This is a genomic window from Enterovibrio qingdaonensis, assembly GCF_028683135.1.
Lineage (GTDB): Bacteria > Pseudomonadota > Gammaproteobacteria > Enterobacterales > Vibrionaceae > Enterovibrio > Enterovibrio qingdaonensis.
Window position 1 is genome coordinate 38,265 of the sequence record NZ_JAJUBB010000016.1, and the last position, 15,007, is coordinate 53,271.

Annotated in this window: 12 protein-coding genes; 4 read left to right on the top strand and 8 right to left on the bottom strand. The window is 47.3% G+C overall.

What is annotated here, in order from left to right; translation table 11 throughout:
- Positions 1-10: 10 nt before the first annotated feature.
- Positions 11-793 carry a substrate-binding periplasmic protein gene (locus LRP49_RS18440; RefSeq protein ID WP_274143826.1) on the bottom strand — a complete coding sequence of 261 codons (783 nt, stop codon included), beginning with the start codon at positions 791-793 and terminating at the stop codon, positions 11-13.
- An 82-nt stretch (positions 794-875) separates the two neighbouring features.
- Between LRP49_RS18440 and LRP49_RS18445 the strand changes: the two genes are divergently transcribed.
- Complete coding sequence (locus tag LRP49_RS18445) at positions 876-3,194, top strand: response regulator (RefSeq protein ID WP_420791621.1); 2,319 nt, start codon at positions 876-878, stop codon at positions 3,192-3,194.
- Between the two features lie 66 nt (positions 3,195-3,260).
- Here the strand turns inward: LRP49_RS18445 and LRP49_RS18450 are convergent, their stop codons facing one another.
- The 7 genes from LRP49_RS18450 to LRP49_RS18480 all read right to left on the bottom strand — a co-directional run bounded on the left by LRP49_RS18450 (position 3,261) and on the right by LRP49_RS18480 (position 10,052).
- A complete protein-coding gene (locus LRP49_RS18450) occupies positions 3,261-3,860 on the bottom strand; it encodes an acetate uptake transporter (RefSeq protein WP_274143830.1) in 600 nt (199 codons plus the stop codon).
- 258 nt (positions 3,861-4,118) lie between these two features.
- Entirely contained in the window at positions 4,119-5,852 is a 1,734-nt protein-coding gene (locus LRP49_RS18455) for an ABC transporter substrate-binding protein (protein WP_274143832.1), read from the bottom strand.
- A 25-nt stretch (positions 5,853-5,877) separates the two neighbouring features.
- Entirely contained in the window at positions 5,878-6,150 is a 273-nt protein-coding gene (locus LRP49_RS18460) for a DUF2160 domain-containing protein (protein ID WP_274143833.1), read from the bottom strand.
- A gap of 11 nt (positions 6,151-6,161) precedes the next feature.
- Positions 6,162-6,959, bottom strand: a complete 798-nt coding sequence (locus LRP49_RS18465; RefSeq protein ID WP_274143835.1) for a carbohydrate ABC transporter permease — start codon at positions 6,957-6,959, stop codon at positions 6,162-6,164.
- A gap of 2 nt (positions 6,960-6,961) precedes the next feature.
- Positions 6,962-7,831, bottom strand: coding sequence for a carbohydrate ABC transporter permease (locus tag LRP49_RS18470; RefSeq protein WP_274143837.1), 870 nt, complete (start codon positions 7,829-7,831; stop codon positions 6,962-6,964).
- Positions 7,821-8,963, bottom strand: coding sequence for an ABC transporter ATP-binding protein (locus tag LRP49_RS18475; protein WP_274143839.1), 1,143 nt, complete (start codon positions 8,961-8,963; stop codon positions 7,821-7,823). The genes LRP49_RS18470 and LRP49_RS18475 overlap by 11 nt, the downstream gene beginning before the upstream one ends.
- 9 nt (positions 8,964-8,972) lie before the next feature.
- Entirely contained in the window at positions 8,973-10,052 is a 1,080-nt protein-coding gene (locus tag LRP49_RS18480; protein WP_274143841.1) for an ABC transporter ATP-binding protein, read from the bottom strand.
- A 264-nt stretch (positions 10,053-10,316) separates the two neighbouring features.
- On the opposite strand from LRP49_RS18480, the gene LRP49_RS18485 reads away from it, so the two are divergent.
- The 3 genes from LRP49_RS18485 (at position 10,317) to LRP49_RS18495 (ending at position 14,561) form a co-directional block, all read left to right on the top strand.
- Entirely contained in the window at positions 10,317-12,170 is a 1,854-nt protein-coding gene (locus LRP49_RS18485; RefSeq protein ID WP_274143843.1) for a sigma-54-dependent Fis family transcriptional regulator, read from the top strand.
- 428 nt (positions 12,171-12,598) lie between these two features.
- Complete coding sequence (locus tag LRP49_RS18490; protein WP_274143845.1) at positions 12,599-13,651, top strand: porin; 1,053 nt, start codon at positions 12,599-12,601, stop codon at positions 13,649-13,651.
- Between the two features lie 247 nt (positions 13,652-13,898).
- Entirely contained in the window at positions 13,899-14,561 is a 663-nt protein-coding gene (locus tag LRP49_RS18495; protein WP_274143846.1) for a GntR family transcriptional regulator, read from the top strand.
- The last annotated feature ends 446 nt before the right edge of the window (positions 14,562-15,007 follow it).

Genomic DNA, 15,007 nt, shown 5'->3' on the forward strand with positions numbered 1-15,007 from the left:
TTACCTGTGATCAAAGGTAATTAGCCACAATTTCTTGCAGCTCATTGTTGTCTTTCATTTCTTTAATTCTGTCATCGATATAGGCTTTAATTTCCGGGTCAATGCCTGGAGAGAAAGCAATATGAATCTGGTAGTTAGGGATCATGTTGTTGATTTTTTGAAGCTTGTAATCTTCTCGCGTGAAGCCAAGCTGTTTCAAATGGTATTGCAGTCGCAAGTCCATCTCGACAAATCCGCCAGTACCTTTGAGCCTATCCACCACGCGGAGCGCAGAGTCGTAGTTTTTGACGCGGATTTCACTTACATCGCCACTTTGAATTTTTTTGTCTAGTCCTGGGTAATCAAAGCCAAACAGTAAAATCGCGACTTTGTCTTCGAGATCGTCGGTCGTTTGGTAGTCAAATTCAGACTTAGCCCCGCTCAAAATACTATGCTCGACTTCCAATATCGGATATTCGGACAAATTGGCAGCCTGCATATCTCCCCATAAAGGACTGCCATAGGTCACCCAATTGGCTTGTTGGTTTTTTGCCAGTTCGGCAATCATGCGATTGAAGGGATAGGTATGGATATTAAGTTGATACTTTGACCCTTTCAGTGCCTTCTGAACAATATCGGTCACTATTCCTCGATGATTTTCACCATCTTCTTGAATTTGCAACGGTTCTGATTGCCCTTGTATGACGTAATAGTCTATCGATGCGGCGGTAGCGGTTGTACTGAGCAGAGCGGAGAGAATGATGGCGAAAGACACTCTAAATCCGTTTGGGCGTTGGACTTTTGAATTGTTCATATTATCGGCACTCTCATTTTGTGAATCGACGCTATTCTTAAAGGTAAACGTTCCATTATTAAGACACTACTAAGCCTAGACTATGTTGAATAAAAACGAGAATTTGCGCCCGCCTGTGAGCATGGCTGCTAGATTGGTTGGGCGAATATTGTTGGTATGTACATTGCTGGCCTTTCTGGTTGCAGCGTTTGCGCTGTATCTTGATTATCAGGCGCGTTACCAGCAAGCACGGGAAAATGCATTGCTGATCAAATCAACAGATCTGCCAGCTGTGGCAAGCAGTGTTTGGCAAGAAGATGTTGAACAACTGAAAGTGGTTACAGACGGGATATTTCGAAATCCGGATGTTGCGTATGTTCTTGTTTACGATAATGACCGTGTCTTGGCCGAGGCAGGTGGCAGGCCGCCTGAGCCAAAGCTAGAGTATGAATGGCCGATCGAATATGCCCAGTTTGGTGAAAAGTTTGAGCTTGGGTACATAAAAGTCGATATCAGCCTTCAGCATATCTATAACAGCCTTACCGATCGATTTATCACCTTACTTTTATTCTTAGGTGCCGCGACGCTGGTTCTGGGCGGTATTGTATTTATCATTGTTTATGTTGATGTGGTGCGCCCTTTGATTTGGATATCAAAAGGTGTCACCAAGTTCGATATTGACAACCTTCCCGAGCCAATAGAGCCCCCGCAGAAAAGCATGGGTGAGGAACTGGTCCAGCTATACACCCAATACAACAACACTGTTGAGCGAATGCGAAACAACAGTGAAGAGCTGAAGGAATCCAAGCACGTCGCTGAACGAGCGAATAAAAAGAAAAGTGAGTTTCTTGCCAATATGAGCCATGAAATTCGAACGCCAATGAATGGCATCATCGGAATGTCTTCACTGCTTAAAGGTACCAAGCTAGATGCGGAGCAGCGTGAGTTCATCGAGATGCTTGAAACCTCTTCGCTGACCTTATTGGATATCATCAATGACATCCTCGATTTTTCAAAAATTGAAGCAGGAAAGCTCGAACTGGACACAGTAGAACTCAATGTCTTTGAGCTGAACAAAGACATTGAGCAAATGTTTAAGCTTCGAACGAAGGAGAAAAGCATTGATTTCGAGTGCTTTGTTGACCCAGAGATCACTCCGTTACTGATGGGAGATGCACCAAGACTCAGGCAGGTAATGATTAACTTGGTGGGTAACGCTGTTAAGTTTACAGAGAAAGGCAGTGTTAAGGTAAACCTTAAATTAGTAGGGGAGTCCGGGGATTTCTGTACGATATTGTTTGAGGTGACGGATTCTGGGATTGGTATCCCTGAAGATAAATTAAAAACCGTTTTCGAAAAGTTCGAACAAGCCGATGGCAGTACAACGCGCAATTTTGGGGGAACAGGGCTGGGGCTTGCCATTTCAAAGCAGATCGTTGATTTGATGTATGGCGAGTTGTCGGTAGATAGCCAAGAGCATGTCGGTAGCCGCTTTTTCTTTACGGCAACCTTTGAGAGGGCACAGGAGCCGGAAGCGACACCCATTGATGCGCTTCTATTTGCAGATACAGAAATGCTGTTGGTCGATGACAGCCGCCTGAACATGCGTATCACCAGTATTCAATTGGGCAATTTGGGCTGCCATATCACCTGTTGTATGCGGCCGGAAGATGCTGAGGAAATGATTGCTGAACGCCTAGATACGGCCAAGCCATATAAAATTGTTATTTTGGATAAGTTGATGCCAAGTGTGGATGGTTTCTCAGTCGCGTCGCAATTGAAGAAACGTTTTGGTGCTCGATGCCCTAGCTTGATGATGATAACGGCGGCCCCGGAAGTTCATGACAACGTGAAGTTAGATACGCTCGGTATAGAGGGTTACCTTTCCCGCCCTTACAAATTCAGCGACCTAAAAAGCACAATTCTCCGTGTATTGCGGCATCAACAGCCTCAACTTGGCGTTGTGTCATCGCTGAACTCTCCTAAAACGCAACACGTGGGTGAGTCTGCCATCGCTTCGGTGGCGTTTTCAGCGAGAATATTGGTTGTCGAAGACACCAAAGTGAACCAACGGGTGACTGAAGCCATGCTGACAAAAATGGGTGTGGATGTCGTGATCGCTGAGAATGGTAAAATTGCCGTTGAGTATTGTGAAAGCGATATGTTTGATTTGATTTTTATGGACTGCCAAATGCCGGTTATGGATGGGTTCCAGGCTGCACGGATGATTAGGGATCACCATCTGGCGGATCATGCACCTATCGTTGCATTAACTGCTAATGCAACGTCAAAAGACAGAGAAGAGTGCTTGAAGTCAGGGATGGATGACTATATTGCTAAGCCTGTCAGTAAAGCCGATCTTGAACGCATGTTGCGGGTTCATCTTCCCCCAATGAATAAAGAAGAAGCACAAACACGGTAGTGGTTGATTGACATAAAAAAAGGGCTAGCAAATCGCTAGCCCTTTTTTGTATTGCGTCGTTGCTATTTATGCTGCTACTTCTGCAGTCGCAACGTTAACGACTGGCTTTTTCTTTTCGCCGATAGGCAAGATAGTGCGGCCGTATTCGTTGTTCAGCACTTGTGCCATCGCGAAGTAGATTGCGCTAGCACCACAGAAGATACCTTCGATACCTGCGATTGTGCCGATCAGGGTGCTGCCAGTGAAATCACGTGCTGCTAGAAGGAAGAACAGAACAGTCAGAGAACCGAAAACCACTTGTTTCGCTACTGGGTAGCACAGTGAACCGATAAACATAAAGCCAGTGAAGATACCCCATAGAGCAAGGTACCAACCCATGAATGATGCAGGGCTTGCAGGCAGACCCATGTATGGCATTACGATAAGACCAACCAGTGTCAGCCAGAAAAGGCCGTAAGACGTGAACGCGGTAGTACCGAAGGTATCACCACGTTTGAAGCACATCATGCCTACCAATACTTGGCTCAAACCACCGTAAAAAATTCCCATGGCTAGGATCATAGAATCAATTGGGAAAAAGCCTGCATTGTGGATGTTTAGCAGGATTGTGGTCATACCAAAGCCCATTAAGCCTAATGGGGCTGGGTTGGCCAATTTCGTAGACATTCGCGCGTTCCTATAAAAAAAGTTGATAAAAAATGCGCGCGAATTTTAGTTGAGTGTAAGCAAAAATGAAAAAGCCAATAGTGGAAACTAAGATTGCATTTTGCGTAACCTATTGATGTTTGTGATTAATATCACTATTTTTTGGCGTGGTTGAATCAAGGCTGTGCACGCTTTGAACACATGGTAACTGTCTATTTTCCTTCATTAAAATAAAAAAAGCACCTGAGATGACAGGTGCTTTTAGTGGGAAAAATTAAATTACATTGCTGACTTCCATTCTTCGAGCAACTTATCGTAATTGATCGTTTGTCCCTGAGGTTTTTCGTTCTGCAACTTGGCTTTTGGCGCGCCAGGCAGTTCGAGCCAGTAAGAGGCATCACGTGGTTTGTTTAACTTAGGACCACATTCACCCTGTACTTTCGCACGCTCTAGACGCTGGAGTACACGGTCTTGCGCTTTTGCCAGACCATCAAGTGCTTCCTGTGGTGTTTTCTCACCGTTTGCTGCTTCCGCGATAAACTGCCACCAAAGCTGTGCGAGTTTTGGATAATCAGGCACGTTTGTACCTGTTGGTGTCCACTGAACACGCGCAGGACTGCGGTAGAATTCCACCAAACCGCCCAATTTTGGCGCGACGTCTGTCATGGCTTGAGAGTTAATGTCAGATTCACGAATTGGCGTCAGACCCACGAGTGTTTTCTTGAGTGAGATTGATTTGGCCACGGTGAACTGCGCATAAAGCCATGCTGCCATGCGGCGTTTAGGCTCGGTGGACTTCATCAGTGTCCATGAGCCCGCATCTTGATAACCAAGCTTCATGCCATCTTCCCAGTAAGGTCCGCGAGGTGAAGGTGCCATACGCCATTTCGGTGTGCCATCCTCGTTCACCACAGCCAGACCGGGTTTGGTCATGTCGGCGGTAAAGGCGGTGTACCAGAAGATTTGCTGAGCAATAGACCCTTGAGCAGGAACCGGTCCCGCTTCGGAGAACGTCATGCCTTGGGCTTCTGGTGGCGCAAACTCACGCAGCCAATCCACATATTTGGTCGTGGCGAAGACGGCCGCAGGGCCATTTGTCGCGCCGCCACGTTCAACACTTGAGCCCACAGGTGAACAGCCATCTACGCGAATGCCCCATTCGTCAACAGGAATGCCGTTGGGGATGCCTTTGTCGCCCGCACCCGCCATGGAGAACCATGCATCGGTAAAACGCCAACCGAGAGACGGGTCTTTCTTGCCGTAGTCCATGTGACCATAGACGCGCTCACCATCGATTTCTTTTACGTGAACCGAAAAGAACTCGGCAATATCTTCATAGGCAGACCAGTTAACAGGAACACCTAACTCATACCCGTAGATTTTTTTAAATTGCGCTTTCAGATCGTCACGAGCAAACCAATCGGCGCGGAACCAATAAAGGTTGGCAAACTGCTGGTCAGGCAGTTGGTAGATTTTTCCGTCCGGGCCAGTGGTAAAGCTGATGCCGATAAAGTCGTCAAGGTCCAGTGTTGGCAGCGTAACGTCTTTCCCTTCGCTGGTGATGTAGTCACTGATCGGGAACACTTTGCCATAACGCAGGTGCGTACCAATCAAGTCTGAGTCATTGATGTAGGCATCATAAATACTGCGGTTTGATTGCATCTCAGTTTGCAGTTTTTCTACCACATCCCCTTCTTGAATCAGGTCGTGCGTCACTTTAATACCTGTGATTTGCTCAAAGGCTTTTGCGAGCACTTTCGATTCATATTCATGGGTTGTGATGGTTTCAGATACGACTTTGATTTCCATGCCACGGAAAGGTTTAGCGGCTTCAGTAAACCACGCCATTTCCTTTAGCTGATCATCTTTGCTTAGCGTCGATGGTGTAAATTCATCACTCACCCATTTTGCTGCAGCGTCGCTGTACTGGTCGGCGAGGGCTGCCGGTGCCAGTAGTGTACCTATCAGACACCCTAAGGGCGTCCATTTGGATACAGCAGGCAGATGCTTCATAGTTTCGCTCCTTTGTCGTGTTTCCTTATCCCCAACGCAGCACAGTGATCAGCCAAACAATGGAAATCCCAAAAGGATACCAAATGGCCAGTTCTGTGCCGCCAATGAAGAACAAGTGGATATAGGCACTGCCCAGCAGCCCTATAAAGAGTCGATCACCTCGTGTTGTGCGGATCGGGAGAAATCCCTTTCGTTCCACACAAGGACGAAGTACTTCGAATATGGTCATTGCCGCTAACATGCAGGCAATGGTGATAAAAAATAGTGCGCTTGGGAGTGTCCATGCCATCCAGCCCATCGTGATTCTCCTTATACGCGTCCGAGTGCGAAGCCTTTAGCGACATGGTTTCTGACAAACCAAATCACCAGAAGCCCCGGCACAATAGTAAGTACACCTGCTGCCGCCAAGACGCCCCAGTCAATGCCGGATGCACTGACCGTTCGTGTCATGGTGGCAACAATGGGTTTGGCGTTAACCGACGTCAGCGTTCGGGCAAGCAGTAGCTCCACCCAACTGAACATGAAGCAGAAAAAGGCAGTGACACCAATGCCTGAGCGGATCATGGGAATGAAAATCCGCACAAAGAATTTTGGAAAGCTGTAGCCATCGATATACGCGGTTTCGTCAATCTCTTTTGGCACGCCGGACATAAAGCCTTCCAAAATCCACACCGCCAGCGGCACATTGAACAAACAGTGCGCCAGTGCAACGGCGATATGTGTGTCAAACAAGCCAACCGAGCTGTAGAGCTGGAAAAAAGGCAGCAAGAACACCGCAGGCGGTGCCATACGGTTGGTCAATAGCCAGAAGAAGAGGTGCTTATCGCCGACGAACTTGTAACGCGAAAACGCGTAAGCAGCGGGTAAGGCGACAGCCAATGACAACAGGGTGTTGATCGTCACATAGGTCAGTGAGTTTAAGTATCCGTTGTACCAACTAGGGTCAGAGAAAATGACGATGTAGTTATCCAACGTGAAGGATTGAGGCCAGAAGGTTAGCCTGCCTAAAATTTCTTCATTGGTTTTGAATGACATCATCAACAGCCAGTAAATCGGTGCCATCAGGAAAATAATGTAGGCAAGAAGGCCAATGGTTTTTCTGTTCATGATTAGGCCCTCTTATCCATGTTGGTCATGGCGGTGTAGAACACCCAACAAACCAGAAGAATGATCAAGAAGTAGATGATCGAAAACGCTGCAGCAGGACCAATGTCAAACTGACCGACCGCCATTTTTGTTAATGCTTGAGACAAGAAGGTTGTGGCGTTGCCGGGGCCGCCGCCAGTCAGTACAAATGGCTCTGTGTAAATCATAAAGCTGTCCATAAACCGAAGCAGAACCCCGAGAAGCAACACGCTTTTCAGCTTGGGAAGTTGGATGTATCTGAACACTGCCCAGTTAGAAGCGCGGTCGATTTTTGCTGCTTGGTAGTACACATCGGGAATGGCGCGGAGCCCGGAGTAGCAAAGCAGAGCGACCAAAGAGGTCCAGTGCCACACGTCCATCACAAGCACAGTGATCCAAGCGTCAACGGGGTCGGCGGCGTAGTTGTATTGCACGCCAATGCTGTTTAAGAACCAGCCAAGAAGACCAATGTCAGCACGTCCAAAGATTTGCCAGATGGTGCCAACGACGTTCCATGGGATCAGCAGTGGAATCGCGAGAATGATAAGCACGATGGAGGCCTTAAACCCGCGCGCTGGCATTGTGAGTGCGACAGCGATGCCCAGTGGAATTTCTATCGCCAATACACTGAAAGAATAAATAAACTGGCGAACTAACGAGTCATGCAGGCGCGGATCGTTCAGGATTTCTCGGTACCACTCAGTACCGACGAAGTAACGGGTGTTTTGGTCAAAAATGTCCTGAATGGAATAATTGACCACTGTCATCAAAGGAATGATGGCGGAGAAGGCAACCAACAAAAACACCGGAAGAACGAGTAGCCACGCGCGATTGTTTTCCGTTTTAGTCTGCATCCTGCGTCTCCTCGTTGATCACGTCCATTACCACGTCCGGCTCGCCGATCAGATATTCGTCAATGTAGAGTTTCAGCCATTGCGCTGGGAAGCTGATGAAGGCATGGTCAGTGGGCTCCGGGTCTTCTTCCGCTATTCGGATCTTGAGAACCTGCTCGCCAAAAAGGACTGAAATGATTTTGTATGTCCCTAAATCTTCCACGTATTGCACAGGAACTTGCCAAGCGTCGTCGCGTTGCTCCTGCCAAACGTGCACAAATTCGGGTCGAATGCCGACTTTGACGTTTGTGCTTTCCGTGGCGGCGAGTGCGGCACGTTGCTCAGCGGTGAGTGGCAAGTCATAGCGATTAAACGTGACGTTCCCATCCGCGTTCCGTTCGACCTCCAACAGGTTCATGCCGGGACTGCCAATGAAGAAACCGACAAACGTATGGTTCGGTGTTTCAAATAACTCGCGAGGTGTGCCGAACTGGACGATTGCCCCGTCGTACATCACCGCGATTTCCTGCGCAAAGGTGGCAGCTTCCAGTTGGTCGTGGGTGACATAAATCATGGTGATATGGAATTGCTCATGAATTTGGCGCAGTTTGCGTCTGAGCTTCCATTTGAGGTGTGGGTCGATGACTGTTAACGGTTCATCAAACAAGATGGCCGACACATCTTCGCGTACCAAACCGCGCCCCATAGAAACCTTTTGTTTCTCATCGGCATTGAGGTTGCTGGCGCGCTTGTCGAGCACACTGGAAAGCTCTAAAAGCTCGGCCACTTCACTGACACGTGAGCGAACTTTGGCTTCCGGCGTTTTCATGTTTCGAAGCGGAAAGGCAAGGTTGTCGTACACCGTCATGGTGTCGTAAACAACCGGGAACTGGAAAACTTGCGCAATGTTTCGCTCTTGCGGGGCAAGGTGGCTGACGTCTTGTTTATCGAAGATCACCGAGCCTTCAGACGGCGTCAGAAGCCCAGAAATAATATTCAGCATGGTGCTTTTGCCACAGCCTGACGGGCCAAGTAATGCGTAAGCTCCCCCGTTTCGCCATACGTGTGTCATTCTTCTAATTGCATAATCATCGCGGTGTTGCGGCGAACGTTGGTAAGAATGAGCAAGGGATTGAAGCGTAATTTCTGCCATGATGCGCTCCTAAATCCGACGGGCTGATTGGATCAGCTTTTTTTGATGGTCAAAGACATACAGCTTATGGGTAGGGACATAGATGCTGATTTTCTCGTCGACGTCATAGTCATGTACGCCCGGCAAATGGAGCACCATGTTGATGTCGCGGTTACGCACATGCAGGAAGGTTTCACTGCCACTGATCTCGGCTAGCTCAACGTCGACCACGAGCTCGAGGTCGTCATCATTGCGTGGAACAAGGCTCAAGTGATTCGGACGAATGCCGAACTGGTAACTGCCTTCGGAAAGCTCACCTAAGTCGGTGTTCAGTGGGAAGTGAATGTGTTCATCGAACGACACATTGCCGTCTCCGACGCTGCCGTTAATGAGATTAATGGGCGGTTCACCAAACAGCTCAGCACAGGTCACCGAAGCGGGGTGGTGATAGACCTCCGCAGTTGGCCCCGTTTGAATGACATTGCCCTCGTGCATAAGCACCACATTACCTCCTAAGGCGAGAGCTTCGTTCGGTTCGGTCGTTGCATAGACAGCAATGGTGTTACGTTGAGAAAACAGTTCTCGCATTTCCTGTCGCAGTTCTTCGCGGAGTTTGTAATCGAGATTCACAAGCGGTTCGTCGAACAGAATGAGGTCGGCGTTTTTGACGAGAGCTCTTGCCATTGCTGTGCGTTGTTGTTGGCCACCGGAGAGCTCAAGCGGGAAATGATTAAGAAAGTTTTCTATGTGAAGCATTTCCGCTGTTTCTTGAACTCGCTCTTTGATCACCTGCTCAGACTGTTTCTCAAGACGAAGTGGCGAGGCAATATTTTCAAACACAGTCAAATTGGGGTAGTTGATAAATTGCTGGTAAACCATCGAGACATTGCGTTCGCGCACAGGGACGCCAGTGACATCCTGACCGTTAAATAACACACGTCCGGAAGATGGACGGTCTAGCCCAGCCATTAACCGCATCAAGCTGGTTTTACCTGCCAAGGTCCTCCCGAGGAGGACGTTAAACGAGCCGGGCTCAATGCGAATATTGATGTCGTCCAGCCAGCATTCGTTGTTACTTATTCTCGTGACATTTTCTAATTCAAGTGACATGACAACTCCGTGTCAGATGGGGCGAATCGTTGTGCTGCGTAACATTCTTTGTAGTGCGCACATGCTCATCACAATCAGAATGACATACGCTAGAACCGTGCCAATTTAGATCGAAAATTTAACATGTTGTTTTTCTTAATATTGCCAATCGGGGTGGTCAGTTAGCTGTTCATCGACTGTTCAGTGTTTTGTTGACGGTTAACAATTTGTGAACAATGCTTAACGCTCACAGGAATGTTCGAATGAGCGATAAAGGAGAGAGAGATGAGCGATAAAGCTCATATGCATGATGAAGTTATTCGTGCATCTTGGCAGCGTTGTCAGTCGTTTGGTCTCGACCCCAAGCATTCCCCGGAAATCGTGACGCTACATGGTGGGCAGTGGCAGGAAGCGGAAGAACGCAGCAGTGATCTCATTCTTACTACCCAAGAGCAGGTGCTGCCTTACTACGAAAACATCTTGGTTAACAGCAATAGCTTGGTGTTACTGGCAGATAAAGAGGGGAACTTGCTAAGCCGCTGGGGAAGAGCGGGATTTGTAAATCAGATGGAAAACCATCTTTTTGACAAAGGAACAAGTTGGCGAGAGTGCTATAACGGCACCAATGCCATCGGGACGGCATTGCAAACCGGTGAATCTGTGGTCGTAGGGCGAGATGAGCACTATCTGGTGGCAAACCGCTATATGACCGCTTCTGCTGCGCCTATCTATAACAGTGAGCGCCACTTGGTTGGTGTATTAAACATATCTTCTGATGCCTACCTGCCGACTTCCCATGTGAATGGCATGGTAAAAGTGATGACACAAGCAGTAGAAAATCAGCTCATCATGGCGACCTACAAAAGCCATAACAATATGTTGATTTTCAACACCAGCTCAGACAATTTGGCGAGCCAGTGGGCAGGGTTATTGGTGTTTAATGACGATGGTGACATCATTGCTGCCAACCGACGGGCCGATTTACTGGTGGGACAATCTCTGCGTGGATTGTCTGTTGAAATGGTGACGGGCATATCCCAACTTCAGCTTTCTGCTCACCCTGAAGGCCACCCTCTGACCTTTGTGGGTTTATCGCATTACCGCCTGTTTGGCACTATCCGACGGCCTGCGGGAAATCGGATCTTTTCTTCAGTTTCTAGCAAATCCCAAAAACGCATTGAGCCTCCTATCGCCGAGCACCAGCGGCAGCTTCATCACTTAGACCTTGGCGATCCGAGTATGCAAAAGGCGATCAGACAAGCGTTGAGTGTGGTAAACAGCGATATTCCTTTGGTACTGCAAGGCGAAACGGGGGTGGGAAAGGAGGTGTTCGCGCAAGCGGTGCATGCTTCGTCGGAGCGAGCGAGCAAAAAAATGGTGGCGGTAAACTGCGCGGCAATACCTGCTGAATTGGTTGAGTCGGAGTTGTTTGGCTATGTGAAAGGCGCATTTACGGGTGCAAACAACAAAGGCAGCATCGGCTATTTCCGTCAGGCAGACGGCGGAACCTTGCTCCTTGATGAAATCGGCGATATGCCCTTGCATGTACAAGCAAGGTTACTTCGTGTGTTGCAGGAAAAAGTGGTTACGCCATTAGGAAGCACCGAAAGCTATCCTGTCGATTTTCGTGTTATTTGCGCTACCCACCAATCGCTGCGAGAGGCCGTCGCTGAAAAACGGTTTAGAGAAGACTTGTATTATCGCGTAAATGGGCTGACCGTCTTTCTTCCTTCTCTTCGTGAGCGGCAAGATATTCTTCCCCTCGTTGAAGTGCTGCTGCATCAGCTTTCGAATGGGATTCCTATTTACTTAGAGGACGACGTGGTTGCTGCATTTCGACTCCACCCTTGGCCTGGCAATATTCGACAACTGATCAATGTATTGCGGGTATCGTTGGCCATTTCTGGCAAGGAGCGTATAGGTATTACTGATTTGCCCGACGATTTTTTTCTGGATCTCAATCAGCCAGACAAAGAGGTGGTGGTTGACACCGAGATACTCGTTGAAGCGTCGACTTGGCAAGACACCTTACCCGCACTTTTTGCACAGACGGATGGCAACATTTCGCGAATCGCATCAATTTCAGGGGTTAGTCGCAATACAGTGTATAAACGATTGAAGCAATTAGGGCTGAAATGACGTGCTAGACAGGCTTCAATAAGCGAAATCAAACTCTGATATTTGGATGATATACAGTCAATTGTCGAAGTTGAGACCACAATGTGAAACTGATTAATGTGAACTGTGTCGCATAAAGTGTTTCGTGCTCTATTTATTCAATTGTGTAAAAAGTGACCATTGTGTCGTCAGGTCACTATGAATAGCCATTCTTCAAATTCTCATTTCCCTTGCAATAACTCCCTGCCAATTCAGAAAAGTGCGAATTATTATGCACTTTTCGCTGTTTAGAGCTTTGCTCGCCAAATTGCTCAACAAGTGAGCGGAATGTATTGAATTCATTGAAATTGTTAGAAAATGTATCGTTGATCTCTGTGTTTTCAGAATGTTAGCTTGGTTCTGCAACATTTTTGCAAATGGATTTAAACAAAAATACAGGATCGTATTTTATGAATAAGAAAATTTTAGCCGTGGCAATTCCGGCAGCTATTTTGGCAGGCAACGTAAACGCATTTGAAGCATACAGCGGTGATGCAGGTTCTGTAGAGGTTTATGGCCAACTCCGCGCCGTTGTCCAAAAGCTAGAGAATAAAGATGTAAAACTCGATGATGGTGGCTCTCGTACAGGTGTTAACGCCTTCTATACCGTTAATGAAAACCTGAATGTTTTTGGTACGGTTGAGTACAGCCTTTCTTATTCTGACAGCGACAGCAACCTAAAAAATCGACTAGGTTACATGGGTGTATCGGGTGATTTTGGTCAGGTGTCTTTTGGTCGCTTATACCTAACGGCAGATGATCTGGGCGGCATTGATAATTCTTACTTCTATGGTGGTAGCCACATCATTGAAGAGCAAGTATCCGGCGGTAAGCACGACAATGCGATTCGCTATGTCTTTGAAAACGATGCGATCTACATCGATGCAAGTTACGCACTGCCTGAAGACGGTACATCTCCTGAAGTTCTAGAACTGTTTGTGAGTAAAAATCTGGCAGGCTTTGATGTAACTGCTGGTGTGTCGACATCATCTCAAGACCATGATGCATTCACCTTAAATAACGTGGCGGTATCAGCAGGTTCAATTGATGATTTGTATTACACCGTGTTTGCGCAGCGTTCGTTTGGTGACTTGTCTGTCGGCGTGCAGTACACCGCCAGCTCAATAGAAAGTGATGCAACATCATTGGAACTCGACCGCTCAGGTTACGCGCTGGCACTGAACTATGCGGTAGACGCAAAGTCTTCGCTTTACAGTGGCGTTGAGTTCTCTGATTACGACCTGAAAGGTCAAACAATCGGGACGGTTGATAAAGATGATCTGGTAAACGTCTACGCGGGTGCAGTACACAAATTTAATTCCTTCTTCCGTGTATACGGTGAAGTAGGCTACCGTGATGGCAAAACGCCTGGCTTTAGCAACGGTAATTCAGAATGGTCTGTTGGCCCATCGGCCTATGACGGTGAGGTTCGCTACGCACTGGGTGCGCGAGTTTACTGGTAATCCGTTAGTAAATAGCTTTAACTTCCCCCTGCCTATGAAGCCCAGCGTCCGCTGGGCTTTTCTTTATAGCAATGAGGGTAAAGCCAAGAGCTACACGGATAACACCAAGAGCTACACGGATAACACGAGGATATTGTGCCAAAACACACTGAAGAGGATGGATCCCGCGAGTTTAAGTTGTTGAGTCTGGGGGTTATGCGTAAACTTGACCCTTACTTTATAACGACAAAGACCTAGATACATTTCCATGAAGTTCAACAAACAGAGTCTTGAAGAGCAAGTTACTGATTTTCTCCGTGAGAAAATTGTGTCCGGCAATATGAGTCAAGGGGAAAAGATCACCGAAAGTACCTTGGCGAAAGAGCTGGATTTATCGCGTAGCACTGTGCGTATGGCACTTAACTCTTTGTCTCACGAGGGTCTTGTCGTTTCTAAACCGTATGCTGGCTGGCAGGTCATTTCTATTGATGAGAATGATTTGTGGGAACTCTATAACCTGCGCGTTGCACTGGAGAGTCAGTCCGCAGCGATGGCAGCGCAGCAAGCAACGGACAAATGCAAAGCAGAACTGCAAGCACTGCTAAAAGAACACTATCGCCTTTGTGAGGAATCGCCAGACGACATTATGGCCATAACCGAGGCGGACTTTAACCTTCACTCTCGCATTGTTGAGGCGAGTAACAGTCCGCGGATGGAAAAATTCTATCTGCAAATTGCCAATCAGCTGAAAACCTATCTTTGCATGACGCATATCGATTACGACTTGTCTCAGAGTGCGGCAACGCACCAAAATTTGGTTGATGCAATCGTCGCAGGGGATGCAGACAAAGCGATGGAAGCCGCGAAAGCAAACATTACGTCGTTCAATGAATTATGTGCAATGCTTCAAAATCGTGTGGCGGGTGATTAGTCCAGTATTAAACGAAACGGATTTCACTTAAAGACCCAGCCTCAAAAAGTAGGTTAGGGTCGAACATAAACGAAGACGAAAAGCTCGGTGTAATAGCCGAGCTTTTCGTCTTTTTGTTTAGTAATTAGCCACGAACTTCTGAGGGGTGGTGTTCTAACCCTATTTAGTAGTGAGACCGAGATCAAACTTCTGAATCTAGTACAGATTTCATCCTGTGTAGAGAAAAGCATATTTGTAACATTTATTGCCTGTTTGTCGTTGTTGTTTTCTAAATAAAAAACAAATACTTAATGATAGATGATGGTGTGCATTAACACTATTGAGAGGTTCGATTAACAAGGTGTTTTTTTGCGACGAAAAAAATTGCATCGGAGATGTGATTAATATCAATTTCTGTCGACTGTTTATTTGTAGAATGTCGATTGTCGGACAATGGACTGTAGGCG